Below are 25,921 nucleotides of genomic sequence, written 5' to 3'. Positions count from 1 at the left end.
TTGGCCAAAGGCCAAGAGGGGGCTGGCCCCCTCCCCTCGCGACGGCAAAGCCGGCGCAACATGAGATGCAAAGCTCATGCCGCGGCCATCAGAATCTGCTTCCAGATCGCAACCTCATCAAAAAGCGCGAACTCGCGGCGCAAGCCCCAGGGGCCGAACTCGGCGTGGCTCATGCCGAAGACGTGGACAGGAACGCCGGTCGGTTTGCCGAAAGTCCCCCACCCTTCGTGCAGACCATCCAAAGACCAACGCACCGCCGCGCGCGGGCTGAGCATATCGGCGTCCATGCCGATCTGGTGATGAATGTTGAACGTCGCGTTCGGGAAGGACGCCCTGAGGCCGATCCAGAATTTCACCATCTCATCGCGGCCATACGCCGTCTGCGCGCCGGGATATTCGCCAATCGCCGCGCGGTCCCAGTCGGCCAGGATATGGTTGAAGTCGTGACCCATGATGCGGTTGAGAGAGTTGGCATAGGCCACACCCCATTCGTTGTCATTGCCGCGTCCCTTGTAGTCACCCTCGACGTCATCGCCCGGCGTGAAGGGTTTCTTCGCCGACGCCGCACCGCCTTCGCTTTCGATCAGACCGGCGGCGTATTCGCGCGGGTTCATGCCCAACTGTCGGACGATTCCGCCATAGTCGCGCACCAGCCATTCGTCATAGATCGTGTCGTTCTTCGCCGCGCAATCGGCAATGACGCGAACGACCCAGTGTTTGCCGGTGGCGGGACCGAACTGACCGTCTTGGGTGTGCGTGGCTTTGGTCAAAAGCCGGTGCGACGACAAAAGCCCATGCTCGGGATCGTCGGAATAGATGACGTCTTCACCAAGAAGTTCGCGGTCCGGGAACTCGTTGATCGTCGCCATGGTCGAGGCTTTGACCGCGAGGTTGCCTTGCTGGATGCCCATGGGGGAGCGCACGGGTATGTTCGGCGCGTAGTAGTGATCCAGCGTCGCGACGCCCCGGTCCTCCCAGATCTCCTTAGTTATGCCAATGATATAGTCGGGGAAGTCTTTCCAGCGGTTCGAGAAGCCCTTCATGGCATTGATCCTATTGGTTTTCTTGCAGAACCGCGCAGGATGAGCGGCCCTTCGATAGCGGTTTTCTGGCCCGGGCGGTCAGCGGAATCTATTTCGCCCAGAAGTGTCTCGACGGTGGCTTCGACCATGCGGTTCACGGGCTGGCGCACTGTCGTCAGGTCATAGGCCGCCCAGGCCGCGAGGGGCACATCGTCATAGCCGACAATCGAGACATCGCCCGGGATCGACAAGCCCATATCGCTGCGGATCACGTCCATGACTGCAAAGGCCATGTGATCGTTGCCGACGAAGATGGCATGGGGAGGATCCGGTAGCGCCATCAACTGGCGCGCAGCTCCGGCGGCCGTGTCGCGGTTGTACATGCCGTCGATAATGTGAGTGGGCTCAAGTCCGTGCGCGGCAAGGCCTTCGGTCAGGCCGCGTTGGCGATCCCGCCCTGTCGAGGAGCCCGACCACCCGGCAATATGGGCGATGCGCCTATGCCCGCCCGCGACGAGGAAATCGGCGACTTTGCGCCCCCCTTCGACATTGGCGGAGGTGATGGTCGACAGGCCCGAGCCATCCTGCCCGCGGTTGAACAAGACGACCGGGATCCCTGCATCCGCGCAGCGTTCAGCGAGGGCACCGTTCACTGAAACGCTGGCGGCGATGATGCCGTCGACCTGATAGTCGAGCAGTTCCTGCACAATTTCCTCGATCCCGTCGGTTGAGTTTTTCGCCATGAAAACAAGAATGTGGTAGCCGCGTTCTTGCAAGGCGGCAGACAGGCGTTCAAGCGCGATTGGGTAAAACTGATTGTCGAGATAGGCCACCAGAAGGCCGATGATCCGGCTTTTTCCGGTGATCATGGCACGCGCGATTGGGTTGGGGCGATAGCCAAGTTCAAGCGCGGCTTTTTTCACTTTGGCGGCCGTTGCGGGGCTGGCCGAAGCGCCCTTGGTGAATACGCGGCTGACGGCAGACTGACTGACGCCCGCAAGTCGTGCCACATCGAGAGAGGTGATCTTGCCCTGAGCCATCAGTCCGCGGTCCAGCCTCCGTCGATCAAAAGGGACGCGCCAGTGACCAGCGCCGCGGCGTCGGATGCGAGATAGGCGACGGCACCCATGATATCGGTGACTTCCCCGACGCGGCCCATTTTGATCTTTTCCTCGATCCAAGCGACCCGTTCGGGATTCTCGAAGGTTTGCGCCGTAAGGGGGGTGCGGATGAAGGTCGGGCAGATCGTGTTGACGCGGATGCCGCGTTTGCCCCACTCAATCGCCATGGATTTGGTGAAGCCTTCGACCGCATGTTTGGTGGCACAGTAAACAGCGCGGTCGATGCCGCCGACGTGGGCCATCTGGCTGGAAATATTGATCAGGCTGCCGGGTTTTCTTGCCTCGATCAATCCGCGCGCGACGGTGCGGGTGAGGAAATAAGCGCCTTTGACATTGAGATCAGTCACGGCGTCGTAATCTTCCGGCGTCGTGTCGAGCGCGGGGCTGTGACGGGCAAGACCGGCGGAATTCACCAGCACATCGAACGGGCCATGGGCCGAGACCTTGGCGTCGGTCGCGGCGATGTCTGCAACGTCAAGCGGCAGGATATCAGCGTCAAAACCAGCGGCCCGCATGGTGCGCGCCAAGGCGTTCAGCGGTTCTTCGCGACGCGCGGCCAAAGTCACATGCGCACCCGCCTCGGCCAGGGCGACGGCGCAGCCTTCACCGATGCCAGAGGAAGCTCCGGCGACAAGTGCGCGTTTGCCGTCGAGGCGGAAGGAAGGTGTTTTGGGTAATGTCACGCGGCAACCTTTGGGTAGGAGATGCCCTTGAAGGGCGGGAAATCGGCGTAGCGGGCTTTTCGGGTTTTCGCAGGCTCGGGCGGTATTTGCCCGTCGGCGTAGAGTTTTCCCCGAGGCGCGACGTAACTCAGGATCGAACGTTCGGGGGCCTGCCGCCAAGTGACGTTGAAGGCCGCGAGTTTGGGGAAGAAATAAAGCTGGTGGTAGTCCAGATGGTCGTGAATCCACCATGCCAGATCGCGCCAGTCGCGACCCTTTTCGAACTGGTCGGCGAACCACGGCACGGCGATTGACGCGGTTGCTCCCATGCGGCCCTTTGCGTCGCGAATGTCCCAGATGTGACCGGCGTAATTGGCCTCGTTTCGGGCGCATTTCTGCGGTTTCACTTCCGTCGCGCCAAAGTGGTTGAGGTCGGGCGAGCGATAGGACGAGCGGATATGGAGAGGGCCAAAGGTTTCGGTCATGGGATCGAGAATGGCCGCGCAAAGCTTCTTGCCCGCGGCGATGGCAAGGTCGGGGTCAACAGGCAGGTTCGGTTTGCCGAAGAAATTGCCGATCTCGGAATAGAGGAAATCGCGCATGTAAAAGTAGGGCGACAGGCGCACACGGCCCAAGTCTTCCAGTCCAGTATAGGTGCCGGGGGTGCGTCTGGGCATGGTGTTACTCGGCCGCCTTTCCATAAGCGACGTTTTTGCCGCCGTAGCGGCGCACGCGGATATTGCATTGTTCGGCGTGGCCGACAAAGCCTTCAAGCATACACAGCCGCGAGCCGTATTCACCGATCGTGGTGGCGGCCTCGTCCGTGGTTATGCGCTGATAGCTGTGGGTTTTCAGGAACTTACCCACCCAAAGACCACCGGTATATCGACCCGCCTTTTTGGTGGGCAGCGTGTGGTTTGTGCCGATCACCTTGTCGCCGTTGGCAACATTCGTGCGGGGCCCGAGGAACAAGGCGCCGTAGCTGTGCATGTTTTCAAGGAACCAGTTGTCGCGGTCGGTCATGACCTGAACGTGCTCGGAGGCGATGTCGTTGGCGACCTCCAGCATCTCGTCGTAGGTGTCGCAGACGATGACCTCGCCGTAGTCGTTCCACGACGTCCGGGCGGTTTCGGCGGTCGGCAGAATGTCGAGAATGCGGTCGATCTCGGCCAGAGTTTCGCGAGCGAGTTTTTCGGAATTTGTCAGAAGAACAGCAGGCGAATTGTAGCCGTGTTCGGCCTGTCCAAGAAGGTCGGTGGCGCAAAGTTCGGCGTCGACTGAGTGGTCGGCGATGACCATGGTTTCGGTCGGGCCGGCGAACAGGTCGATGCCTACGCGGCCGTAAAGCTGGCGTTTTGCTTCCGCTACGAACGCGTTGCCAGGGCCGACAAGCATGTGGACGGGGTCGATGGTTTCGGTGCCGATCGCCATGGCTCCGACGGCCTGCATACCGCCGAGAACGTAGATTTCATGTGCGCCACCCATGTGCATGGCCGCGACGATGGCCGGGTGCGGCGCGCCGTTCTGCGGCGGCGCAGAGGCGATGATGCGCGGCACGCCCGCAACCGACGCGGTCAGGACGGACATGTGCGCGGAGGCGACCATCGGGAATTTGCCGCCGGGGACGTAGCACCCGACGGACTGCACGGGGATGTTTCTATGGCCGAGGATCACACCGGGCAGGGTTTCGACCTCGATATCGGTCATCGAAGCGCGTTGGGCCTGAGCAAAGGTGCGGATCTGCGATTGGGCAAACTTGATATCGTCCATGTCGCGCGCGCTGACCTTTTGCACCGCGGCCTCGATCTCGGAAGCGGTGAGGCGGAAGCTTGGGGGCTCGTATTTGTCGAATTTGGCCGAGAGTTCACGAATGGCGGTATCACCACGTGTTTCGATGTCTTTCAAAGTGGTCTCGACAATGGCGCGGACCTTGGCGTCATCTTCGGCACGCTCGCTTTCGGGCTTACCGGATTTCAAATGTGTGATGGTCATTGGTTTAGGTCCTGATCTGGATCAGTCATTCGGGTTTCGGGGGCGTGGCGGCGCCACTGTCGTAGTGTTCCCAGCCCTTTCCGTCAAAGATATCGACACCTAACTGCATGAGAACACTTGCAAAATCGACAGAAACGGGATTGTCGACAATCCGGCCATCCTCGACACGCCAGAAATCCATATAGGGGATGCGCACGCGCTTTCCGGTGGCGGGGATGCCCATGAAGGTGCCGGAATGCGTGGCCTCGATGTGGCCGAAACACGAGGCCCATTCGCCGTCGGCCATGAACTTTTCGGTGATGTAATCGCGGTCTGTGAAGGCGGCACGGAAGGGAAGCTGCCAGTTGTTCCGGAAGGCCTCGACGCCATTTTTCGTGCCGCAGCCCTGATTGCCGCGCCACAGGAAATCCTCGTGGAAGTATTGCGTCATGTCGTTTTCGTTTGCCGCAAGCCCCGCTTCCATGCGGCGCACGACAGCGAGGGTTTCTGCGGATTTGGGATCAAGGCTCATGTTGCGTCCTCGCAATTGAAGTGCGTCGCGAGTTGGACCGCAACTGCGCAACCTGCGGACCCGTCGCCGACCACTATGAAGTCGTATGTGGTCATCGGAAGGATCTCATTCTTATCATCGTCATATCAGAGACTTACACCGCAACGTCGAGGCGTTTTCCGGACGCCGCATCGAAGATATGGCAGATGCCGGCGGGGATATCTGCGGTCACGGGATCTCCGATTTCCGCCCGGTAATCCTTGTGCGCCTTTATCGACACCATCGCACCACCGGCCCTGACGGTGACCATCGTCGCGTCGCCCAGAAGTTCGAGCGAGTAGATCGGCGCGGTGATGGCGCCGCTGTCGGCGAGACTTGCGTCTTCGGCCCGATACCCAAGCGTGACGGGGCCATTGTGATGCGTGGGAAGGCCCTCGATCCGGACGTTCTTGCCCTCGAAAACACCGTTGGTCAGCGTCCCGTCCATCAGACACATCGCGGGGTTACCGATGAAGCTGGCGACGAAGGTGTTTGCGGGTTTGTCGTAGATTTCGGTGGGTGTTCCCACCTGCTGCACGACTCCGCGCGACATGACGACAACGCGGTCGGCAAGGGTCATGGCTTCGATCTGGTCATGGGTGACGTAAACCGTGGTGACCTTCAGTTCGTGGCTGAGGTTCTTGATCTGCGCACGGGTCGACACGCGCAATTTCGCGTCGAGATTAGACAGTGGCTCGTCCATCAGAAATACGTTCGGCTGGCGCACGATGGCGCGGGCAAGCGCGACGCGCTGGCGCTGACCGCCGGACAATTCCGCCGGGCGACGGTGGAGGAATTCGGTCAGTTCGACCATTTCGGCAGCCCGCATGACAGCAGCGTCATGGGTGGCCGGGTCGACCTTGCGGACCTTCAGCGGGAAACGGATATTCTCGTAGACGTCGAGGTTCGGATAGAGCGCGTAGCTTTGAAAAACCATCGCGACGTCGCGGTCTTTCGGGTCAAGATCGTTGACGCGCTTGCCGTCGATCAGGATATCGCCCTCTGTCGCATCCTCAAGTCCCGCGATCATCCGCATCGTCGTCGTCTTGCCGCATCCCGAAGGCCCGAGCAGAACGAGGAATTCACGATCGGCAATTGTCAGGTCGAAATTCTCGACACCCACGAAATCGCCCCAGCGCTTGTTGATATTACGGAGCTGAACCTCGGCCACGGCGTTTCCCCCTGTGCGACGTTTTCATTTTGCATACGATTGCAAGCGTAATTCGGATTCTCGATTCTGCGCAAGAGTTAATCTTTTATGATCCAAATCTAGCAACTAAACCAAGTTTTTTCTTGCCATGAGGCTCATTCATGACGTGTAATTGCAATCGTATGCAATGGACTTGCGATTCGCGTCCGTTGCGCTGCACCAAGTGCAGACCGGCTGCAGGGCCGACCAAAAAACAACGGCCTTTGATCATCAAAGGTGGAGAAACAGGGGGGTCTTTTGACCATGAACTTCTTCAAAACGACCGCGGCATCCGCAGCCATCGTGCTGATGGGATCGACCGCATATGCCGATTGCGGGATCGCAAGCGGCAACGTGAACATCCTTGGCAACGAGTTCGGCGCCATTCAGGCGCTGGTCGCAGGCGCGAAGGAATGTGCGTCGTCCACGGTGACGATCGAAAGCAACCTGACAACCGAACATCGCGACATTCAGGTCGCCGCCTTGACGGCGAACCCGGCGCAATACACCTCGGCCATCGTCGCGAACTCGTCCATTGTTCCGTTGCTGAACGAAGGGCTGATCCGGCCACTTGATGATCTGATCGCCAAGTATGGCGCAGGGATCAAGGACACACAGAAGATTACCATCGACGGCAAGGTCATGGCGATAGCCTTCATGGCGAACGCGCAGCACCTCTATGTGCGTCAGGATATTCTGGACGCAGCCGGGCTTGAAGTGCCCTCTTCGTATGAAGAGGTGATTGCAGCCGGTCAGGCGATACGGGACGCAGGCCTGATGGAGCATCCGTTTGCGATGAATTCAAAGACCGGATGGAACCTCGGGGAAGAATTCGTCAACATGTACACGGGCACGGGCGCGTCCTTTTTCAAACCGGGAACGGCTGAACCGGCGATCAACAACGAAAGCGGCATTTTGGCGCTGAACACGTTGAAAGCGTTAGCGGATTTGTCGAACCCCGACTTCCTGACGTTCGATTCCAATGCGACGGGCGCGATCTGGGAAGCCGGCGATGTGGCGATTGCACAGCTTTGGGGATCACGCGCTTCGGGCATTCTGGATGACGAAGGCTCGACCGAGGAAGTGACGTCAAATACGGTTCTGGCCGCGGCCCCGACCGTCGGCGGTGGCGACACGCCAGCGTCGACACTGTGGTGGGACGGCTTCACGATTGCCGCCAACATCAGCGACGAAGACGCCGAAGCGACTTTTATCGCCATGGTTAACGGCATCCGCCCCGAAGTGATCACAGCCAACAACGATGCAGCGGTCTGGCTGGCCGACGGATTCACGCCTGGCCCGGCTGCCACCGGCGTTTTCGCAACGGCTTCGGCCGGCGCACGCCCCTATCCGATGATCCCGTTCATGGGCCTGATGCATTCGGCTTTGGGCGACGAATTGTCGGACTTCCTGCAAGGCGGTGAAAGTGCCGAGCAAGCCCTGGCAGACATTGAAGCGGCCTATACGGCGGCAGCAAAAGAGCAAGGCTTTCTCCAGTAATGCCTGACTGCCGGGGCGCATTGGCGCCCCGGTTCTACTGGAACACGAGGGCTGTCAGATGCCGCATAAGACCTTCTTTTGGTTCATTTTTCCGTCACTGGCCGCGATGTTTCTGTTCATCGCCATGCCGATTGTCTCGGTGGCGTTTCAGTCCCTTTTCATCGAACACGAACAAGTCCTGATCGAGGTCGAAAACTGCGGTCCCTTCGGCTGTGAAACCGAAACGATTATCGATAACGACGCAACTGCTGCCATCCGCGAGGCCGAGCCTCTTGGCCGTTTCAACGGGCTTGGCACATACTTCGACCGGGGCCATCTGGCGACATCCGAGATCGGCGAAGCCTGGTCCACGCGAGAGAGTCTCGGGGCATTCGTCAGCGAAGTGATGAACCTGCCGTTTTACCGGGCGCTGGCATTTACGTTAACCTATACTTTCGTTTGTACGCCCCTGATCATCCTGTTGGGGCTGGCGATTGCGCTTGGCGTGAATGCCTTGCCGAAGATGTTCAAGGGTCCGACGATCTTCGTGTCGCTCTTGCCGATGATCATCACGCCGCTGATTGGATCGCTGATCCTGTTCTGGATGATCGACGCCGAAGGGGTGATCGGAAAGACGCTGCAAGTGTTGTTCGACGACCCCGATTTGTCGTTGAAAGCTTCGCCCGCGCTGACATGGATAACGCTGATCGTTTATGGCGTTTGGAGTTCGGCACCCTTTGCCTTTGTGGTGTTTTACGCAGGCTTGCAGACCGTGCCGGAAGACACATTGGAGGCCGCGATGGTCGACGGGGCCAGCCGTTGGGAGCGGGTGCGATACGTCGTGGTGCCCTATCTGATGCCGTTGGTCGTTTTTATCACGCTGATCCAGCTGATGGACAACTTCCGCGTGTTTGAACCGATCGTCGGCTTTTCCGCATCGGCCAATGCGACGTCACTGTCCTATATCATTTTCGCGGACTTGCGCGGCGATATTGCACGGTTCAACTCGGCCGCCGCGACGTCGATTCTGACGATCATCGGCGTGGCCATTCTGCTGACGCCGGTGCTGATCCGGACTTGGCGCGACTTCAATCGAAAGAGGACCTGAGCGATGGCATCCGCAGCAATGAAGCGCTCGCCGACGCTGGCAATATTCGCCACGGGTTTCGTGATCCTCTGGGTCATTATCGCCTCGTTCCCGTTCCTTTGGACCCTTTGGGGTTCATTCAAAGTGCAGGGCGATTTCTTCTCGAAAGCGGATTGGACGAATGCGCTTTGGGGGACGCGTACAATCGTGGAAACGGGAGATGCGTTTACCACTCACGCCTACTCGGGCGCATGGATCGATCAGGAGTTCTGGCGCGCTTCGCTGAACACGTTCATCGTGGTTTTCTTCACGGTCATCATCTCTCTCACGTTCGGAACGCTGGGAGGATATGCCTTGGCGCGGTCCGGATACCGCTATGCGTTTTGGCTGCTTATGATTGCGCTGGTGTTCCGGGCGATGCCGCATATCACGCTGGTTTCAGGCTATCTGCTGCCATTTTTCGAGTGGAATGTCTGGGGGCATTTGCCCACGTCCATCATCGTTTTGGTTGCGATCAACCAGCCGTTTACACTGTGGATGCTGCATTCGTTTTTTCTGAATATTCCCAAAGACCTGGACGAAAGCGCGATGGTCGATGGATGCACCCGTTTTCAGGCGTTTCGGTATGTGATCATTCCAGTCATGTGGCCGGGCGTCATCACGACAGGGCTGTTCAGCTTTCTTTTGGCATATAACGATTTCGCCGTGACGGCGATGCTTCTCAGCCAGGAAAATCAAACGATGGTTCCGAAAATTGCCAGCTTCCTTGGGTCTACATTCGAAGAGGGCAACGTGATGTTCGCGGTGGCAGCGGTTGTGTCTGCGACCGCGCCGTTGTTTGTATTGATCCTGTTCTTCCAGCGCCAGATCGTCAGCGGTCTGACAGCGGGAGCGGTTAAGGGTTAAAGATAAAAATGTCCGGATTTCAGGCCGAAAAGGCCGTTGTATTGGCGCATTACGAGGTCTTGTCTCGTGCGACGTCTGAAGATGTCTCCGGGGTCCTGAGCGCGCGCGTGGCACCCGACTGGACGTGGCGGGGCGTGCATCCGTTCAATGTACACAGCGGTGCCGAAGCCGTCGCAGATACCTTCTGGAAGCCGTATCTGCGCGCATTCTCACGCGTGCAACGGCGACAGGATATCTTCTTTGCCGGACGCAACGAGATTGACGGATTCAAGGGCGTTTGGGTCGTGTCGATGGGGCATTTGATGGGGCTATTTGATGCGCCCTGGCTGGGGATTCGCCCGACGCGCAAAATGGCTTTTTTGCGCTATGCAGAATTCAACCGCGTGGAGAGTGAGCGGATCGTCGAGACAGCGTTCTTCTGCGATATTCCACATATCATGACGCAAGCAGGACAGTCGCCCTTCCCGCCCGCGACGGCGCAGCATCTGGTGCAACCGGGGCCGATTTCGCATAATGGTTTACTGTTTGAAGACGCGCCCGAAGCCGAGGGAACGGCAACGTTAAGAACCATTAACGCGATGATAGGTGACTTGGGGACATGGAACCTTGGGGTGCCGCTTGAAGAAGAACTGGCCCGCACATGGCATGACGACATGATCTGGTGGGGCCCCGAGGGGATCGGCGCGACCTACACGATCGAGCGTTACGCAAAGCAGCATTCGGGGCCGTTTCGGGCGGCGTTCAAGGATCGCACGAAAACCGGACATCTGGCGCGACTGGCCGAGGGGCATTTTGGCGGGTTCTTTGGCTGGCCGAATTTTCAGGCAGTGCATGAAGGCGGATTCCTGGGAATGCCGTCTTCGCAGGGGCAGAAGACCGAGTTTCGCGTGGTGGATATTTACCTGCGCCGGGACGCAAAACTGGCAGAGAACTGGGTTTTCATCGACATGCTGCACTGGATGAAAACGCAAGGCGTCGATGTGCTGGAGCGAATGGCAAGGCAACAGGTCTGAGCCATCATTCCTGAGTGATCGAGGCTTCCCAGTTGCGCAGGAAATTGCGGCGTGTGAGGCGGTCGAGGAAGGCCAGAAGACCCGGCCCTAGACGGATGGGTCTGAGCGCGACATTGGACTGCAACGCATCGGTGTCGATGGCCGGAAGGCCGGAGGCGGCAACGAGATCCGGGCGGCTTTCGAGGGAGGCGAGGAAGTCGACCATGATCTGCGCGTCGGTCACGTTTTCTGCATTCGACGAGATCACGGCGGTGCGCAGCATGATGTTGGCGAAATCGCTCATCAGGACGATCCGATAGCCACCGCCGTCGGCCAGTTGAGCTTGGGCGTAGCTGCCGAGGACGTTATAGGCGATGGCAAGATCGCCGTTTCGGATGTCCTGCAACATGGCGCCCGAACAGCAGTAGAGCCGCGCATCAAGGCGGCCCATGACCTCGAGCAGGCGCCAGAAATTCTCGGAAACGCGGGCATCCTGCGTGGCCATCATGTAGCCGAAACCGGAGATGCGCACGTCGTAAGTTCCGACCCTGCCGCGGAAGCGGTCGGGCTGGTCCCGCAAGAGGTCGATCAGCGCGTCGCGGGACGTTGGATAATCGTCCGTTGGAAAGGCTTTTTCGGAGAGGATCAGGACGGCGGGTTCCTGCGTGAAGGCGAAGACCTGATCGCGCCATTTGGCCCAATCCGGCAGCGCGTCAGTGGCGGGTGAACGGTATGTTTGCGCGAAACCGTCATTGGCAAGTTTGGTTTGCAGGTCCATCGCAGAGGAGATGACAAGGTCGAAAACCTCGCCCTCCTCGTGGACGGCTTTCATCAGTTCGGTTGTGCTGGCGATAACGTAGTCTATTGAAACCGTGGGGTTTTTTTGTTGGAACGCGACCAGGATCGGCTCGAAGACGCCCCGATCAGCGGTGGAGATGATGCGCAGTTCAGTTTGCGGATTGGACGCGGCGTAGGTCGCGCGCTCCTCAATCTCGAAAGCGGCAGCGGCGTTAAGGAAGGTTAACGACGCGATTATTGCAGCGGGAAGACAAGCGAAACGCATGCGCCTTTTGCTCCTTCGTTTCGGGTGATTGCAAGGGTGCCGCCGTGCGCGCGGGCGACCTCGTCCGCGATGGTGAGCCCGAGGCCGGAGCCGACGATGTCGTCGACGTTGGCACCGCGTGAAAAGCGGGCCTTCAGGGTGTTCGTGTCGGTGTCGCCAAAGCCCCTGCCCTGATCGGAGACATCAAGTCGGAGGGTGTCGACGGCGGTCAGGGTGACGGCGATATCGCTATCGTCGGGGGAATATTTGATCGCGTTGTCGAGGATGTTCTGGATCGCACTTTGCAACAGGATGCGGTCGCCAGTGAAATGGGGCGGCTGTTTGGGAATGGTGCAGCGGATTGTGGCGTCCTTGAGGTCGGCGGCGGGTTCCAGACGGGCGACGGTTTCGCGCACCAGTTCGCCCATATCGATGGATTCCGTTGCGAGGCTGTCGGTGCGGAAGGTGACCATGGCGTGATCAAGAAGCTGACCGGCGGAGCGCGAGCTTTCGTCGATGGCGCGGATCATTTCCCGCATGGTCTGTCGGTGCTCGGGTTTGTTCAGTTTGCGGTGCGTGACCTCGGCTTTGGCGCGCACGGTGGCAAGGGGTGTGCGGACGCGGTGGGCGGCTTCGGCGATGAGGTCCTCGGAGCGCAGGAGCGAGGCGCGCAGGCGGGCGATGAAAGTGTTCAAAGCAGAAACGAAGGGTTCCAGTTCGGTCGGCGGCTGGATTGCGAGGGGGCGCAGGTCGGCGGGACCACGACGCGTGACGGCGGCGGTGAGTTCTTTCAGAGGACGCAAGGCAGAGCGCGCGGCAAGCAGGCTGAGGGCGGTGGCGACGAGGAAGAACACAAGGCCGACGCCGGTGGCGATGGCGCTGATGCGCTGAGAAATGGCGGCAAGGCCGAGGCGGGTCTGGGCGACGGAAATCAAGACATTTGACGGCACGCCACCCGCGCTGACGGTGCGCGATGCAGACACCATGCGCACTTCGTCGCCGCGATAATCGAAGGTTGCGAAAGTGTTTCGCGAGATCGTCGGCGCGTCGGTTGGTGCTGGCAGATCGTCATATCCTGTCAGCGTTTCGCCGTTCACCTCGACTTTGTAGAACACGCGGTCATCGTTGGTGGTGCCAAGCATCGAGAGCGCGGAATAGGGCAGATCGAGGGTGATCTCGCCGTCTTCAGAGCGCAAGGCATCGGCGATTGAGGTGGCGGATGCGGAGAGGATACCGTCTTGCGTGGCTTCGGCGGCGGTTTCGGCAAGGCCGCGCACGACAAGAAAAAGCGCGACTGACAATAGCGCGGAGATGGCGGCCAGCTGGAGGAAGAGCCGGGTGCGGATCGATCGCGTGAGGGGTGGAAAGGTCACTGTTTTGCGACCAGTCGATAGCCCAGGCCGCGCACGGTTTCGATGACGGCATCAGAAGGTTCAAGGCGTTTGCGGATGCGTCCGACGTAGACCTCGATGGCGTTTTCACCGACGTCTTCGGAGAAGGAAAAAAGCCGGTCAAGAAGATAGGATTTGGAGAAGACCTGACCGGGTGAGGTGAAAAAGACTTCAAGAAGGCGCAGTTCGCGGTTGCGCAGGGTTTGGCCGACGCCGTCGATCTGTAGCTCGCCAGCGGTCGAATCAAGCACCGCATTGGCGACTGTGAGACGGTTGGCTGCGACACCCCCGCGGCGGCGCAGAACAGCGCGACAGCGGGCTTCAAGCTCGGAAAAGTCGAAAGGCTTGGTGATGTAATCGTCGGCGCCAAGGTCCAAAAGGCTGACACGGTCCGAGACTTCGGAGCGGGCTGTGGTGACGATGATTGGCGTGCTTTTTGCGGCTCGGCGGTGCGATTGAAGGAAGGTCCGGCCATCTCCGTCGGGAAGCATAATATCCAGCAATATCAAATCGTAATCGGCGGCAGCGATGCAGGATTCGGCATCATCCAGCGTACCTGCGTGATCAACGGCGTGGCCATCCAGTTGCAGACGCTCGGCGACGGCGCTGGCAAGGTTGGCATTATCTTCGATCAGCAGAAATCGCATGGGGCCCCGTTTAAAATTGGCCGTGACAGGTCGGTGTCAGGTGCTTAGGCTTTTGTCACGATGAGCGGAAAAAAACCGCCAAGTCAAATGGGAGGACTTCATGAAAACGAAAGTAAAAGCCTTTGGGCTGACCGCTGCTTTTTGCCTGATCGGCGGAGCAGCTTCTGCGGCTGAGTGCATCGCACCGGCCAACCCCGGCGGTGGCTGGGACTTTACCTGCCGTCAGATCGGCAAGATCCTGTACGATATCGGTGCTGTCGACACGCCCGTTCAGGTCACCAACATGCCGGGTGCCGGCGGCGGACTGGCCTACACAACGGTCGTCAACGAGCGCAACGACGAAGAAAACCTGATTATCGCGGCTTCTTCGGCGACAACCACACGTCTTGCACAGAACGCCTATGCAGGCATGACTGCAGATCAGGTGCGTTTCGTCGGTGCCATCGGTGCTGATCCGGGCGTGATCGTTGTGGCGGCTGACAGCCCGTTTCAGACGCTGGGTGACATGGTTGAGGCGATCAAGGCCGATCCCGGTTCGGTTGCCTTTGCCGGCGGTTCAGCCGTTGGTGGATTTGACCATATGAAGCCTTTGATGATCCTCAAAGAGGGCGGCTTCACCGATATCACGTCGATCAAGTACATCGGTGTTGACGGTGGCGCGGATGCCATCACGCAGACAGTCGGTGGCTTCACCCAAGCGATGACCGGCGACATGTCGGAAGTGGTTTCGTTCCTTGCCAACGGCGACATTCGCGTGATCGCGGTTCTGACCGAAGACCGCGTGCCTGGCTTCGAGGACATTCCGACCGCCAAAGAGCAGGGCTATGACGTCGTGGCCGTTAACTGGCGTGGTCTTTATGTACCGAAAGGCATTTCGGACGCGCACTTCGAGGAATGGGCCGGCAAGTTGCAGCAGGTCGCAGACTCGGAAGAATGGGCTCAGGCCATGGCCGACAACGGCTTGGCTCCGTTCACGCTGGTTGGTGGTCAGTTCCAGTCATATGTTGACGGGCTGGTTGCAGACATCAACGCGATGTCCAAAGAGCTTGGAGTCATCCAGTAATGGCTTCGGACCGAATATTCGGTCTGATCACTCTGATCACGGCGGTCGCGTATATCGCGGCCGCCACCCAGATTCAGACGAATTTCTTCTCGGGTGAGTTTCTGCCGAAACTGTTCCCGCTTCTGATCGGCGGCGTGGCGGCGATTTGTTCCCTGTCCATCATCTTCCGGGCTGATCCCGATCCGGACTGGCCTGGTGGTCCGACATGGATTTCCATGGCCATCGCGGTAGTGGTGCTGGCGATCTACGCGGTGCTGCTGAAGCCTTTGGGATTCATCGGGCCGACGATCTTTGCCGCCGGGATCCTGAGCTATCAGATTTCATTCCGTCCGGTTGCTTCGATCCTGTCGGGGTTTGGGTTGTCGCTTGGGCTGTTCGTTCTGTTCAAATACGCGCTTGGGCTTGGAAACATTGTCGCCTATCGCATTCCGAAAGAGGGCCAGCTTTGGGACGCGCTGGCTATTCTCATTCCCTTCGTAGGAGGGCACTGACATGGATATCCTGTCCAACCTTGCGCTTGGATTTGGCGTCGCGCTTTCGCCCTACACGTTATTTCTGGCCGTTTGCGGCTGCTTTTTGGGAACGATCATCGGCGCATTGCCGGGCCTTGGTCCGTCGAACGGCGTTGCGATCCTGATCCCGATCACCTTCACGCTGGGGCTTGATGCGACTTCTGCGCTGGTCCTGATGACGTCGGTTTATTACGGCGCGATGTATGGCGGGCGGATCAGTTCGATCCTGCTGAACATTCCGGGTGACGAGCCGGCACTGATGACCACTCTGGATGGCTATCCGATGGCCAAGCAAGGTCGTGCGGGCGATGCTTTGGTTCTGTCGGGCGTTGCGTCTTTTGTGGGTGCATTGTTGGCGACCATCGGTTTGATGCTGCTGGCCCCGTCTTTGGCACGTGTGGCATTCCTGTTCGGACCGGCCGAGTATTTCGCCCTGTATTTGCTGGCGTTCTGCACGCTGGGCGGCATGGCGTCCAACAACCAGGCCAAGGCGGCTTTGGCGGCCTGTATGGGTCTTGGGATAGCGATGATCGGCGTCGACAGTTCGTCCGGCCTGCCTCGTTTGACCGGAGGAAGCCTGCACTTGTTTGACGGCGTTGATTTCCTGGTCGCGATTGTCGGTCTTTTCGCGATTGCCGAGCTGTTCTTCTTTATCGAGAGCCACGGCAAAGGGTCTTCCATCGGAGTCGCGCTCGACAAGGTACGTGTGCCGTGGAAGGACATTTTTGACACCAAGTGGACGATGTTGCGCTCTTCCGGTGTTGGTTTTGTCGCAGGTATCCTGCCCGGAGCCGGGGCCTCTCTTGGATCGTTCCTGGCCTATATGACCGAAAAGTCCATCGCCGGGCCAAACGGCGGTTTCGGAACGGGTGTGCCGAAAGGCGTGGCCGCCCCCGAGGCGGGCAACAACGCTGCGGCGGGCGGTGCTCTGGTGCCAATGCTGACGCTTGGCGTTCCGGGATCGGGCACCACTGCGGTTTTGCTGGCGCTTTTGATGACGCTGAACATCACGCCGGGGCCGACGTTGTTCACAGAACGACCCGAGGTCGTCTGGGGGTTGATTGCCTCGTTGCTGATCGCGAACGTCGTGTTGCTGTTGATGAACGTGCCGATGGTGAAGATCTTCGTCAAAGTCCTGATGGTGCCGGCGTGGATCCTGTTGCCGGGTGTCACGATGATCTCGTTCGTGGGCATATTCTCACTAACGGGCAGCTATTTCGACATGCTGATGATGATCGGTTTCGGTGTGTTGGGCTACTTCCTGCGCAAGCTCGACGTGCCGACGGTGCCGGTAATTCTTGGCATCTTGCTGGGCGGCAACATGGAGGACGCATTGCGGCGCGCGATGATCCTTTCGGACGGTGATGTGACCTATCTGTTTTCCAGCCCGATTTCGATCGGCCTGTGGGTCGCGGCCATTCTGGGCTTCGTCGCTCCGATGTTCCTGCGCAACGTCTTGAAAAAACCGCCCGCGATCACTGACTGATGGTCAGAATTCTGATCCCATCCGGTGCGCTTGGGCTTGGCTATGACCCCGACGCGCTTGAACGGGGCATTGCCAACAAGCCTGACCTGATCGCCATTGACGGCGGCTCGACGGACAGCGGCCCGTCCTATCTTGGACGGGGCGTATCGAAATACGCGCGGTCTTCGACCAAGGCCGAATGGGCCGGACTGATGGATGCCGCGCGGCGTGCGGGTTGTCCTTTGGTGATCGGCACGGCCGGAACCTGCGGCGCAGGGTCGGCAGTGGACTGGCTTTTGGGGATCACGCGCGAAGTTCTGGCCGACACCGGACAAAGCGCGAAGATCGCGGTGTTGAAGTCGGATCAAGCGCCCGATGACATATCGGCGGCTCTTGCTGCGGGCCGGGTTACCCCCCTGCCCGCCGCACCCGAGATCGACGTTCCGCTTATTGAAAGCTGCACCAACATCGTCGCTTTGGCCGGGGTCGAGCAGATTTCGGCCGCGCTTGCGACAGGTGCGGACATCGTGATTGCGGGGCGAACCACAGACACGGCGATCATCGCGGCCTTGCCAATCGAACGCGGCGTGGACGCAGGACTGGCCTGGCATGCGGCGAAGATCGGCGAATGTGGCGCCCTTTGCGCGACGAACCCGCAGTCGGGCGTCTTGCAGGTGGATTTTGAAAGCGACAGCTTTGTCCTGACGCCCTTGGCCGAGGGCGCCCACGCCACACCGCACACCGTATCGGCGCATATGCTTTATGAAAACTCCGATCCGTTCCTGCTGTATGAGCCGGGTGGCGTTCTGGATGTTACGGGCGCTCGCTATGAGGCCTTGGATGACACGCGCGTGCGGGTCACGGGATCGAAATGGAGCCCCTCCGACGACTACACGGTAAAGCTTGAAGGCGCGCGGGTGGCAGGCTTTCAGACGATCGTTCTCGCACTTTTGAGGGACGCGCGATACGTGGCAAATGCCGCGGCATGGGCCGAGGATATCGTCGCGAGATGCACCGCGAAGGCAGTGGCAAGAACCTCGGCCACTGAGGATGATTTTTCGATTGAGATCAGACTGATAGGGCAGAATGCGACATTGGGCGCGCTGGAAACGCGCCTTGGTGATCCGGTTGAAATCGGCGCGCTTGGTCTGGTCACGGCGAAGACGCCCGAACTTGCCGGAGAGATCGGTAAGCTTCTGAACCCCTACCTGCTGCACCACCCCCTTACGCGCGACGAAGAACAGCCGACGTTTGCGTTTCCCTTTTCACCCGCCGAGATCGACAGGGGCGCGATTTACGAGTTTTGTCTCAACCATGTTTTGCGACTGGATGACCCGATGGATGCGTTTTCGCTGGAGACTTTCGATGCCTGAACTTGGCCGGATCGTCGAGAAAGTCCGTTCAAAGAATGCCGGACCGTTCTGGCTGACCGTGGACATTTTCTGCGGCTCTCAGGATGCCTTTGTGCGCGTGCGCGACGGGTTGTCGACATCCGGTGTGGCGCGCATTCTCGATACGCCCGCGCAAACGCTGAAACGCTTCGATATCGAGGATTTGGCGGTCGTGAAACTGTCCCTGCCCCGCCCCGCCGTGCAAGGCACCACCGCCGACCGCGACATGCACGGTGCCGCTTTGGCTGCTTTGATTGCCGAGATTGAAATCCCGTGAACACGCGCGAGTTCGGAGTCCTGTCCGACGGTCGGTCGGTCCGCGAAGTGACGATCGCCAACGAGCATTTGACGGCACGGTTCCTGACGCTAGGCGCGCGGATCAACGGTTTGATATTTGACGGTATCGACGGTCTGACGCCTGCGCTTTCGCTTGCGAAAGCCGAAGCGCGCCCGTTTTGCGGCACTATCGTCGGGCCGGTGATGAACCGTCTCGCCAATGCCAGCGCAGTGTTGGACGAACAGACCCTGAGCTTTCCCGCGAACGAGGGGGCGAACCTACTCCATTCTGGCGCCTTAGGTTTGCACCGGATGGTCTGGGACATAGCAGCGGCAGACGAAAGCTCTGTGACCTTCTGCGTCGACCTGCCCCCGGATGCCTTCCCCGGTCAGCGGCGTGTGTTGGTTTCCTATCGGCTGAAGGAGGCCGATCTGGTGTTGGATATAACGGCAACGACCGACGCGCCGACTTTGATGAACGTCGGTTTTCATCCGTTCTGGGCGCTTTCAGGGCAGGGTCGCGATGGTCACACTCTGCAAATCTACGCCGATCACGTCTTGGCGATGGATGCCGCCAACATCCCAACCGGTGACATCGCGCAAGTCGACGGAACGGCATTGGACTACCGCAAGGCGCGCGGACCGTCGCACAGCGTCGACCACTGCTTTGTGTTGCCGCGGACCACTAAGCTTCAACCTTGCGTCACGCTTGAAAGCGGGAACCTCAGACTGGAGATTCTGAGCGACGCGCCGGCGGTTCATGTATATACGGGCATGGACTATGGCATCGCGGTCGAGCCGGAAATTCACCCCGACGCACCAAACCAGCCGAACTTTCCGTCAATCAGGCTCGACCCGTCGAACGTCTTTCGACAGACCACAGTGCATCGCTTCTCCAAGCGCTAATCAGCCTCGCATCCGTTCGGATCTGGGGTCATACATTGGCCGTAGGGACGCATCCGTTGCAACCCGCTCTCCGGCGACTTCAATGGACCAACCGTCTGTTTCTTTTGCGATTTCCGCCGGAACATAGCCAAGACCGATGGCCCCGCCCAGCGTATGACCATAGTTACCGGACGCCAGATATCCAACGAATTTACCGTCCTTCAGGATCGGTTCATGGTGGAACAGCAGAGGCCTCGGATCCCTCAGCCGGAATTGCACCATGCGGAGTTTTGGCCCCGTTTCCCTGCGTTTCAGGACTGCGTCGCGGCCGATGAAGTCAGGCTTTTCCGTTTTGACCGCAAAGGATAGTCCCGCATCGACCACGTGGTCCTCGCAGGTGATGTCATGGCCGAAATGGCGGAAGGCTTTCTCAATGCGCAGGCTGTCCATCGCGTGCAGGCCGACGTGTTTCAGGCCCACGTCAGCCCCCGCCTCGACCAGCGTTTCGTAGACATGCGCGGTCATGTCGGAGGACGTGTAAAGTTCCCAGCCAAGTTCGCCGACATAGGACACACGATGCGCGCGGGCCAGACCGTACCCGATCTCGATCTCACGGGCGTGGCCGAAAGGATGCGCCTCGTTGGACCAGTCGTCTGGGCTGACACGGGCCATCAGATTGCGTGCATTCGGACCCATCACGGCGATGACACCTTCGCCCGGCGTGACGTCGGTGATGACGACATTAGCGTCTCCTGCGTGACGGCGCAGCCATGTCTCGTCAGCAAGGCGCGTCGCGGCGGGTGTTACGACGAGATAGGCGGTTTCCGTCAGGCGTGTGACGGTGACGTCGGCTTCGATTCCGCCCCGGTTGTTGAGGAATTGCGTGTAGACGATGCGGCCCACGGGCACGGACATGTCGCCGCCGCAGATGCGATTCATCACGGCTTCGGCGTCGCGTCCTTCGACACGGATTTTGCCGAAGGACGTCATGTCATAAAGACCGACGTTTTCGCGGATCGCACGGTGTTCGGCGGCTTGATTTTCGAACCAGTTCTGACGTCCCCAGCTGTATTCGTACTCGGGCGTCTGGCCTTCATTGGCGAACCAGTTCGCGCGTTCCCAGCCTGCGGTTTCGCCCATGACGGCGCCGGCTTTCAGCAGGTGTTCGTGCAGCGGTGTGCGGCGAATTCCGCGCGCGGTGGCTTTTTGGCGATAGGGGTAGTGGTCGGCGTAAAGCAGGCCGAGCGTTTCGGTTGAGCGGTCGTGGAGGTAGCGTTTGTTGCCTTGAAACGGCTGCATCCGAGAGATGTCGACGTCGCCGAGATCGAAGGGCTTTTCGCCTGTGTCCATCCATTGTGCCAGAGCCATGCCAGCCCCGCCTGCGGACTGGATACCGATGGAATTGAAGCCCGCTGCGACCCAGATGTTTTCGCTGCCGGGAGCGAGGCCGAGATGGTAGGCGTCGTCGGGGGTGAAGCTTTCGGGGCCATTGAAGAAGGTGTGGATCCCGGCTTCGGCGAGGATCGGCAGGCGCTCAACGGCCTGTTCCAGGATCGGTTCGAAGTGGTCAAAGTCCTCTTGCAGCTGGTCGAACTCGAAGCTCTCGGAGATGCCGCTCATACCCCAAGGTTTGGCGACGGGTTCAAACGCGCCGAGGAGGATTTTGCCGGCGTCCTCTTTGTAGTAGGCGCATTCGTCAGGTACGCGCAGGACGGGTAATTGTGTCAGTTTATCAATGCCTTCAGTGACGATATAGAAATGTTCGCAGGCGTGGAGCGGGATGTTGACGCCGGCCATTTTGCCAACCGAATGGGACCACATGCCCGAGGCGATAACGACGTGTTCGCAAGCGGTGTGGCCGGTGTCTCCGGCTTCGGTTTCCCAGTCGACCCCGGTGACGCGGGCGCCGTCTTTGTGGATTTTCGTGACCTTGGTGCCCTCGAACGTCTTGGCGCCGCGTTGGCGCGCGCCCTTGGCGAGGGCCTGAGTAATGTTGGCCGGGTCGCCCTGCCCGTCTGACGGCAGCCAGAGCGCCTGGGTGATGTCGTCGACTTTCAGATGAGGGTATTTCTCGGCGACTTCGGCGGGCGAAATCTCGTGAACTTCGACGCCGAAGGCGCGCGCCATGGAGGCCTGACGCAGAAGTTCCTCTTTGCGGTCCTCGGTCAGGGCGACGGTCATCGACCCGCACCAGCGGCAGCCGGTGGCGACGCCGGTTTCTTCTTCAAGCTGGACGTAAAGACCTTGGGTATATTTCGCGAGTTTCGTCATGTTCGCGCTGGCGCGCAGTTGCCCGATCAGGCCAGCAGCATGCCAAGTGGTGCCCGACGTGAGGCGTTTTCTTTCCATGAGCACGACGTCGGACCAGCCGATCTTGGCGAGGTGATAGGCGATGGAACAGCCAATGACTCCGCCGCCGATGATGACGACGCGGGCTTGTGCGGGAAGGCTCATTTTCGGTGGTCCTTTGTCAGACGATTGTGTGACCGGCGGCGGTCAGGCGACGGGCGACTTCGCGGATATGATCAGGGCCGACCTCGCAGCAACCGCCGACGATTGTGGCCCCTTGATCGACCCACGACAGGACTGTTTCGGCGTAGCTGGCAGGGGTCACGTCTTCGCGGGGGGCAAGTGCGTCGACGGTTGGTTTATCCTTGAGGAAATCCTTGGTGATCTCCTTGAAGCCGTTAGCGTAGGCGCCGTATGGCTTGCCAAAGGTCGCAAAGACGTCGAGCGCGGCGGCCATGGCTTCGGGAGCCGAGCAATTGGCGAGCCATGCGTCGGGTGTGAGGTGGCCAAGTTCGGTCACAGGTTCACCAGAGCGCAGGCGCGTGCCGTCCTCGTCGTCAAGCGTTACGGAGAGCCAGACCGGCAGGTTCGTCTGGCGCGCGCCGGTCAGGATGGCTTCGGCGTGGGAAACGGACGCCACGGTTTCGCAGATCAGAAAGTCAACGTGCGGGGCCAGTTGGCGGGCCATGTCGGCGTAAAGCGGGATGGCCGTTTCAAGGTCTGGGTGAATGTCGGGGCGATAGCTGGCGATGAGCGGGCCGATCGAGCCTGCAAGCCGCTGGCCCGGTTTCGTGCGCGCGGCTTTGGCTTCATTCAAAGCGGCTGTGACAAGATTGACTTGCTTACCAGCGAAGGGGGTATCCACAAGGCGATCCAAATGCAGGGCATAGGTGTTGGTCGTCGCAACCGTGGCACCCGCATCGTAGTAGTCGCGGTGCAGGTCCTCGACCATGCCGGGATGGTCAATCATGACCTGCGTGGACCAAAGCGGCGTTGGAGCGTCTTTCGAGCGGCGGACCAATTCCTGGCCGAGGCCACCGCCTAGAAGGGTAATATGTGTCATGATCCCGGGAACATCTTTGCATATTTGTCGCGATACATTGCGATCATTTCGGCTTCGGTTGCGCCGTCATCGTAGGGCGGCGTGGTGAGTGGTTTGACGGTGTCGACATGGATAAGGACGAGGGCTGTGATCCGGTTGGCCAGATCGCCCCAAGTTGCTTTCCATTGTGTTATCAGGGTCTTGAACCGCGCGGCCTCACTGTCTACGACTTCGGTGGTACCACTGAGGCGCACGCCTTTGCGGCGGAAGGTGTCGACGAAAACGACCTCGGCCATGGGGAGCTTTTGCAGGTTGCGCCGCGTGCCGGGCGAGCGGATATCACCATAGGCGATCGTCGTGTCATCCAGCACCAGAAACGTCCCCTTGGGCGACGCGGCTGGCCGCCCGTCTGCGGTGATGGTGGCAACGATCCCGAGGGGGAACTCGCGGATGATGCGGCGGGCTTCGTCGGTGATCATGCGCGGATCCGCTCGTTTGTGGGATCCCAGAGCGGCCGGTCTTCTTCGACCGTGGCTTTGTAGCGATTGCCGAAGATCTCGACCTCAACCTCGGTTCCGGGGGTGGTCAGATCAACGCGCAGCATGCCCAGCGCGATGGATTTGTTCACGCGGTAGCCCCATGCGCCCGAGGTGGTTTCACCGACCACTTCGTCACCGTGCCAGAGTGTGGACATATAGGGCGCGTCTGCGTCGCCTGCATCAACTGTCAGAGTGACGAAGCGTTTCTTGACGCCTTGCTGTCTTTCGTTTTGCAACGCGGCTTTGCCGGGAAAATCTTGCGGTTTGTCGAGTTTTACGAACCGGTCAAGGCCGCCTTCGAGAAGGCTGTAGTCGGTGGAGAGGTCGCCTTTCCATGCGCGATAGCCTTTTTCGATGCGCAGGGCGTTCAGGGCATACATGCCGAAGGGGGTTGCGCCCTGATCCATCAGCGCGTCGTAAATGGCAGGGGCGTCGGCGACGGCGCAATGGATTTCCCAGCCAAGCTCACCGGCGAAACTGACGCGCACCAAGGCTGCATCGCGCCCTGCAACTTTGCCGTCCAGGCTGACCGAGAGCCAAGGGGCGGAAAGATCGTGGCCTTCGGTGATTGGCGCAAGGGTATCGCGGGCTTTTGGACCGGTAACGAGGATGGCCTCGACCTCTTTGGTGTGGTCGGTGATGGTGATGCCCTCGGGCGCTTTGCGCTTCAGGATTTCGGCGTCGTGCCATTGTGCGACCGCGGCAGTGATAAGGCCGACCTCGTCGTCGCCATGCACCATCGCTGACATCTCGGTCAGGATGCGACCACGGCTGTCGGCGAAGTAAGCCAACGAGATGCGGCCCGGTTTCGGCAGTTGCGAGGCGGTGAGGCTATCGACGAAGTCTTTCGCTCCGGGGCCTTCGACTTTGAGGCGCGAAAAGCCGGTGATTGCAATGACGCCGCAGCCATCGCGGACGGATTCGCATTCCTCTTTGACGCGGACTTCCCAAGGGCCGCTGCGATCCCAGGTTTGCGTCGATTCCTCGGAGGTGTCGTCCCCTGGTTTCGCGAACCAATTTGCGCGCTCCCAGCCGTTGTAAGCGCCAAGCACTGCGCCCTGTTCGACGAGCTTGTCGTGCAAGGGCCCGTGCTTTTTGTCACGACCCGCAGGCCATTCGTGGTGCGGAAAGTGCATGGCGTATTCGTGGCCATAGGTTTCGAGCGCTTTGGCGAGGCAATAGTCGTGGTCGGTGTAGTCAGTGTATCGGCGCGGGTCGACGGCCCACATGTCCAGTTCGGTTTCGCCGTGCATGATCCATTCCGACAGAACCTTGCCTGCACCGCCGCCTTGCGCGATGCCGAAGGTGAAGGAATGTCCCTCGAAGGCGTTCTTGACGCCGGGCATAGGGCCGATCATCGGCAGGCCATCGGGGGCGTACGGGATCGGGCCATTGATATTGCGCTCGATGCCGCCCTCGCCCAAGAGCGGCACGCGGGCCATGGCATCTTCCATGTAGAATTCGAGGCGGTCGAGGTCATCGGGGTAAAGCTGAAAGCTGAAGTCCTCGGGCATGGGATCGTCGGGCGTGACCCAATGGGCTTTGCAGTTCCGCTCGTAGGGGCCGAGGTTCAGGCCGTTCTTGTCCTGTCGCAGGTAATAGCTGATATCGACATCGCGCAGTAGCGGGACTTTGTGGCCCTTTTCCTTGGTCCATGCCTCAAGTTCGGGCAGTTGTCCGGTCAGGAAATACTGGTGAGACATGACGACCATCGGCACGGTGCGACCACCAAAAGGCTTGAACATCTCGCCGACACGTTGGGCATAGTAGCCTGCGCAGTTCACAACGTATTCGCAACGGATATCGCCTTTGGCGGTCTTTACGATCCACTCGTCGCCGTCGCGGTCGAGCCCGGTGATCGGGCAGAAGCGTTCGATCTGGCCCCCCGTATCGCGGGCGCCTTTGGCAAGGGCCTGGGTCAATTGTGCCGGGTCGATGTCACCGTCCAGCGGGTCCCACATGCCGCCCATGATGTCGTGGGTTTCCATGAAGGGGTGCATGTCCTTCAGTTCGGCAGGCGTGCAGATATCCATTTGCAGGCCCTGATAGCGGCCCATGCCAGCGACGCGCTCAAACTCCTGCATGCGCTCTTTCGAGTGCGCCAGACGAATCGAACCGGTGACGTGGTAGTTCATCGGGTAATCGACGTCCTGGCCAAGCGTGCGATACATCGTGGCCGAATACCGCTGCATGTTCATCACTGCCCAAGACCCCGCAAAGTTCGGCACATTGCCTGCGGCGTGCCATGTGGACCCTGCGGTCAGTTCGTTTTTTTCAAGAAGGACGCAATCGCTCCAGCCCGCTTTGGCAAGGTGATAAAGAGTCGAGGTGCCGACGACACCGCCGCCGATGATGACCACGCGGGCGGTCGTTGGAAAATCGGACATGGGTGTCCTCCCT

The 25,921-nt window shown here is 59.8% G+C and carries 24 protein-coding genes; 10 read left to right on the top strand and 14 right to left on the bottom strand.

Annotated features, from left to right (window positions below):
- Positions 1–74: 74 nt before the first annotated feature.
- The 7 genes from BOA8489_RS07495 to BOA8489_RS07465 all read right to left on the bottom strand — a co-directional run bounded on the left by BOA8489_RS07495 (position 75) and on the right by BOA8489_RS07465 (position 6,497).
- The gene (locus BOA8489_RS07495; protein ID WP_093973403.1) at positions 75–1,043 is read right to left on the bottom strand and encodes a nuclear transport factor 2 family protein; all 969 of its coding nucleotides are present in this window, start codon (positions 1,041–1,043) and stop codon (positions 75–77) included.
- The gene (locus BOA8489_RS07490) at positions 1,040–2,062 is read right to left on the bottom strand and encodes a LacI family DNA-binding transcriptional regulator (protein ID WP_093973402.1); all 1,023 of its coding nucleotides are present in this window, start codon (positions 2,060–2,062) and stop codon (positions 1,040–1,042) included. The genes BOA8489_RS07495 and BOA8489_RS07490 overlap by 4 nt, the downstream gene beginning before the upstream one ends.
- Entirely contained in the window at positions 2,062–2,826 is a 765-nt protein-coding gene (locus BOA8489_RS07485) for an SDR family NAD(P)-dependent oxidoreductase (protein WP_093973401.1), read from the bottom strand. The genes BOA8489_RS07490 and BOA8489_RS07485 overlap by 1 nt, the downstream gene beginning before the upstream one ends.
- Positions 2,823–3,482 carry a hypothetical protein gene (locus BOA8489_RS07480; RefSeq protein ID WP_093973400.1) on the bottom strand — a complete coding sequence of 220 codons (660 nt, stop codon included), beginning with the start codon at positions 3,480–3,482 and terminating at the stop codon, positions 2,823–2,825. Before BOA8489_RS07480 ends, BOA8489_RS07485 begins: the two co-directional genes overlap by 4 nt.
- A 4-nt stretch (positions 3,483–3,486) precedes the next feature.
- The gene (gene hisD, locus BOA8489_RS07475; protein WP_093973399.1) at positions 3,487–4,797 is read right to left on the bottom strand and encodes a histidinol dehydrogenase; all 1,311 of its coding nucleotides are present in this window, start codon (positions 4,795–4,797) and stop codon (positions 3,487–3,489) included.
- Between the two features lie 25 nt (positions 4,798–4,822).
- Positions 4,823–5,308 carry an ester cyclase gene (locus BOA8489_RS07470; RefSeq protein ID WP_093973398.1) on the bottom strand — a complete coding sequence of 162 codons (486 nt, stop codon included), beginning with the start codon at positions 5,306–5,308 and terminating at the stop codon, positions 4,823–4,825.
- Positions 5,309–5,441: 133 nt separating this feature from the next.
- Entirely contained in the window at positions 5,442–6,497 is a 1,056-nt protein-coding gene (locus tag BOA8489_RS07465) for an ABC transporter ATP-binding protein (protein ID WP_093973397.1), read from the bottom strand.
- A 282-nt stretch (positions 6,498–6,779) separates the two neighbouring features.
- Here BOA8489_RS07465 and BOA8489_RS07460 point away from each other — a divergent pair, with 282 nt between their 5' ends.
- Genes BOA8489_RS07460 through BOA8489_RS07445 form a run of 4 tightly spaced genes read left to right on the top strand, consistent with a single transcriptional unit; the run spans position 6,780 to position 11,000 of the window.
- Positions 6,780–8,015 (top strand): ABC transporter substrate-binding protein, encoded by a 1,236-nt coding sequence (locus BOA8489_RS07460; protein ID WP_093973579.1) that lies wholly within the window; start codon positions 6,780–6,782, stop codon positions 8,013–8,015.
- A 58-nt stretch (positions 8,016–8,073) separates the two neighbouring features.
- Positions 8,074–9,102, top strand: coding sequence for a carbohydrate ABC transporter permease (locus tag BOA8489_RS07455; RefSeq protein WP_093973396.1), 1,029 nt, complete (start codon positions 8,074–8,076; stop codon positions 9,100–9,102).
- 3 nt (positions 9,103–9,105) lie between these two features.
- Positions 9,106–9,987 carry a carbohydrate ABC transporter permease gene (locus tag BOA8489_RS07450; RefSeq protein ID WP_093973395.1) on the top strand — a complete coding sequence of 294 codons (882 nt, stop codon included), beginning with the start codon at positions 9,106–9,108 and terminating at the stop codon, positions 9,985–9,987.
- 8 nt (positions 9,988–9,995) lie between these two features.
- A complete protein-coding gene (locus BOA8489_RS07445) occupies positions 9,996–11,000 on the top strand; it encodes a nuclear transport factor 2 family protein (protein ID WP_093973394.1) in 1,005 nt (334 codons plus the stop codon).
- 4 nt (positions 11,001–11,004) lie between these two features.
- Here BOA8489_RS07445 and BOA8489_RS07440 read toward each other — a convergent pair whose 3' ends face one another.
- The 3 genes from BOA8489_RS07440 to BOA8489_RS07430 are packed head-to-tail and all read right to left on the bottom strand — an operon-like array spanning position 11,005 to position 14,059.
- The gene (locus BOA8489_RS07440; protein WP_093973393.1) at positions 11,005–12,042 is read right to left on the bottom strand and encodes an ABC transporter substrate-binding protein; all 1,038 of its coding nucleotides are present in this window, start codon (positions 12,040–12,042) and stop codon (positions 11,005–11,007) included.
- A complete protein-coding gene (locus tag BOA8489_RS07435) occupies positions 12,012–13,394 on the bottom strand; it encodes a sensor histidine kinase (RefSeq protein WP_093973392.1) in 1,383 nt (460 codons plus the stop codon). The genes BOA8489_RS07440 and BOA8489_RS07435 overlap by 31 nt, the downstream gene beginning before the upstream one ends.
- Positions 13,391–14,059, bottom strand: coding sequence for a response regulator transcription factor (locus tag BOA8489_RS07430; RefSeq protein WP_093973391.1), 669 nt, complete (start codon positions 14,057–14,059; stop codon positions 13,391–13,393). The genes BOA8489_RS07435 and BOA8489_RS07430 overlap by 4 nt, the downstream gene beginning before the upstream one ends.
- A gap of 100 nt (positions 14,060–14,159) precedes the next feature.
- Between BOA8489_RS07430 and BOA8489_RS07425 the strand changes: the two genes are divergently transcribed.
- Genes BOA8489_RS07425 through BOA8489_RS07400 form a run of 6 tightly spaced genes read left to right on the top strand, consistent with a single transcriptional unit; the run spans position 14,160 to position 19,672 of the window.
- Positions 14,160–15,122, top strand: coding sequence for a Bug family tripartite tricarboxylate transporter substrate binding protein (locus BOA8489_RS07425; RefSeq protein WP_093973390.1), 963 nt, complete (start codon positions 14,160–14,162; stop codon positions 15,120–15,122).
- Positions 15,122–15,613 carry a tripartite tricarboxylate transporter TctB family protein gene (locus tag BOA8489_RS07420; RefSeq protein WP_093973389.1) on the top strand — a complete coding sequence of 164 codons (492 nt, stop codon included), beginning with the start codon at positions 15,122–15,124 and terminating at the stop codon, positions 15,611–15,613. The genes BOA8489_RS07425 and BOA8489_RS07420 overlap by 1 nt, the downstream gene beginning before the upstream one ends.
- A 1-nt stretch (position 15,614) precedes the next feature.
- Entirely contained in the window at positions 15,615–17,120 is a 1,506-nt protein-coding gene (locus BOA8489_RS07415) for a tripartite tricarboxylate transporter permease (RefSeq protein ID WP_093973388.1), read from the top strand.
- Positions 17,120–18,472: an acyclic terpene utilization AtuA family protein gene (locus tag BOA8489_RS07410; protein ID WP_245813724.1), complete on the top strand. Its 1,353-nt coding sequence runs from the start codon at positions 17,120–17,122 to the stop codon at positions 18,470–18,472. The genes BOA8489_RS07415 and BOA8489_RS07410 overlap by 1 nt, the downstream gene beginning before the upstream one ends.
- On the top strand, positions 18,465–18,767 hold the full coding sequence (locus BOA8489_RS07405) for a DUF4387 family protein (RefSeq protein ID WP_093973386.1): 303 nt from the start codon (positions 18,465–18,467) through the stop codon (positions 18,765–18,767). The genes BOA8489_RS07410 and BOA8489_RS07405 overlap by 8 nt, the downstream gene beginning before the upstream one ends.
- Entirely contained in the window at positions 18,764–19,672 is a 909-nt protein-coding gene (locus tag BOA8489_RS07400; RefSeq protein ID WP_093973385.1) for an aldose epimerase family protein, read from the top strand. The genes BOA8489_RS07405 and BOA8489_RS07400 overlap by 4 nt, the downstream gene beginning before the upstream one ends.
- On the opposite strand, the gene BOA8489_RS07395 is transcribed toward BOA8489_RS07400, so the two are convergent.
- From BOA8489_RS07395 to BOA8489_RS07380, 4 genes are read right to left on the bottom strand one after another with little or no spacing between them, the layout of a single operon-like run.
- Positions 19,673–22,105 carry a GcvT family protein gene (locus tag BOA8489_RS07395; RefSeq protein ID WP_093973384.1) on the bottom strand — a complete coding sequence of 811 codons (2,433 nt, stop codon included), beginning with the start codon at positions 22,103–22,105 and terminating at the stop codon, positions 19,673–19,675.
- Positions 22,106–22,121: 16 nt separating this feature from the next.
- Entirely contained in the window at positions 22,122–23,003 is an 882-nt protein-coding gene (locus BOA8489_RS07390; protein WP_093973383.1) for a homocysteine S-methyltransferase family protein, read from the bottom strand.
- On the bottom strand, positions 23,000–23,461 hold the full coding sequence (locus BOA8489_RS07385) for a pyridoxamine 5'-phosphate oxidase family protein (protein WP_093973382.1): 462 nt from the start codon (positions 23,459–23,461) through the stop codon (positions 23,000–23,002). Before BOA8489_RS07385 ends, BOA8489_RS07390 begins: the two co-directional genes overlap by 4 nt.
- The gene (locus BOA8489_RS07380; RefSeq protein WP_093973381.1) at positions 23,458–25,908 is read right to left on the bottom strand and encodes a GcvT family protein; all 2,451 of its coding nucleotides are present in this window, start codon (positions 25,906–25,908) and stop codon (positions 23,458–23,460) included. The genes BOA8489_RS07385 and BOA8489_RS07380 overlap by 4 nt, the downstream gene beginning before the upstream one ends.
- Positions 25,909–25,921 lie beyond the last annotated feature (13 nt).

Origin of the sequence: Boseongicola aestuarii (assembly GCF_900184815.1) — a bacterium.
Taxonomy (GTDB): domain Bacteria; phylum Pseudomonadota; class Alphaproteobacteria; order Rhodobacterales; family Rhodobacteraceae; genus Boseongicola; species Boseongicola aestuarii.
The sequence above is the reverse complement of the archived record's forward strand: the minus strand, read 5'-3'. Positions and strand labels throughout refer to the sequence as shown.

Excerpts from the sequence above, each read along its gene's own strand:
- BOA8489_RS07490 (WP_093973402.1), bottom strand. The coding sequence starts at position 2,062 with ATGGCTCAGGGCAAGATCACCTCTCTCGATGTGGCACGACTTGCGGGC.
- BOA8489_RS07420 (WP_093973389.1), top strand. The coding sequence starts at position 15,122 with ATGGCTTCGGACCGAATATTCGGTCTGATCACTCTGATCACGGCGGTC.
- hisD (WP_093973399.1), bottom strand. The coding sequence starts at position 4,797 with ATGACCATCACACATTTGAAATCCGGTAAGCCCGAAAGCGAGCGTGCC.
- BOA8489_RS07410 (WP_245813724.1), top strand. The coding sequence starts at position 17,120 with ATGGTCAGAATTCTGATCCCATCCGGTGCGCTTGGGCTTGGCTATGAC.
- BOA8489_RS07445 (WP_093973394.1), top strand. The coding sequence starts at position 9,996 with ATGTCCGGATTTCAGGCCGAAAAGGCCGTTGTATTGGCGCATTACGAG.
- BOA8489_RS07460 (WP_093973579.1), top strand. The coding sequence starts at position 6,780 with ATGAACTTCTTCAAAACGACCGCGGCATCCGCAGCCATCGTGCTGATG.
- BOA8489_RS07440 (WP_093973393.1), bottom strand. The coding sequence starts at position 12,042 with ATGCGTTTCGCTTGTCTTCCCGCTGCAATAATCGCGTCGTTAACCTTC.
- BOA8489_RS07425 (WP_093973390.1), top strand. The coding sequence starts at position 14,160 with ATGAAAACGAAAGTAAAAGCCTTTGGGCTGACCGCTGCTTTTTGCCTG.
- BOA8489_RS07480 (WP_093973400.1), bottom strand. The coding sequence starts at position 3,482 with ATGCCCAGACGCACCCCCGGCACCTATACTGGACTGGAAGACTTGGGC.
- BOA8489_RS07390 (WP_093973383.1), bottom strand. The coding sequence starts at position 23,003 with ATGACACATATTACCCTTCTAGGCGGTGGCCTCGGCCAGGAATTGGTC.
- BOA8489_RS07405 (WP_093973386.1), top strand. The coding sequence starts at position 18,465 with ATGCCTGAACTTGGCCGGATCGTCGAGAAAGTCCGTTCAAAGAATGCC.
- BOA8489_RS07455 (WP_093973396.1), top strand. The coding sequence starts at position 8,074 with ATGCCGCATAAGACCTTCTTTTGGTTCATTTTTCCGTCACTGGCCGCG.
- BOA8489_RS07395 (WP_093973384.1), bottom strand. The coding sequence starts at position 22,105 with ATGAGCCTTCCCGCACAAGCCCGCGTCGTCATCATCGGCGGCGGAGTC.
- BOA8489_RS07495 (WP_093973403.1), bottom strand. The coding sequence starts at position 1,043 with ATGAAGGGCTTCTCGAACCGCTGGAAAGACTTCCCCGACTATATCATT.
- BOA8489_RS07415 (WP_093973388.1), top strand. The coding sequence starts at position 15,615 with ATGGATATCCTGTCCAACCTTGCGCTTGGATTTGGCGTCGCGCTTTCG.
- BOA8489_RS07450 (WP_093973395.1), top strand. The coding sequence starts at position 9,106 with ATGGCATCCGCAGCAATGAAGCGCTCGCCGACGCTGGCAATATTCGCC.
- BOA8489_RS07385 (WP_093973382.1), bottom strand. The coding sequence starts at position 23,461 with ATGATCACCGACGAAGCCCGCCGCATCATCCGCGAGTTCCCCCTCGGG.
- BOA8489_RS07380 (WP_093973381.1), bottom strand. The coding sequence starts at position 25,908 with ATGTCCGATTTTCCAACGACCGCCCGCGTGGTCATCATCGGCGGCGGT.
- BOA8489_RS07430 (WP_093973391.1), bottom strand. The coding sequence starts at position 14,059 with ATGCGATTTCTGCTGATCGAAGATAATGCCAACCTTGCCAGCGCCGTC.
- BOA8489_RS07470 (WP_093973398.1), bottom strand. The coding sequence starts at position 5,308 with ATGAGCCTTGATCCCAAATCCGCAGAAACCCTCGCTGTCGTGCGCCGC.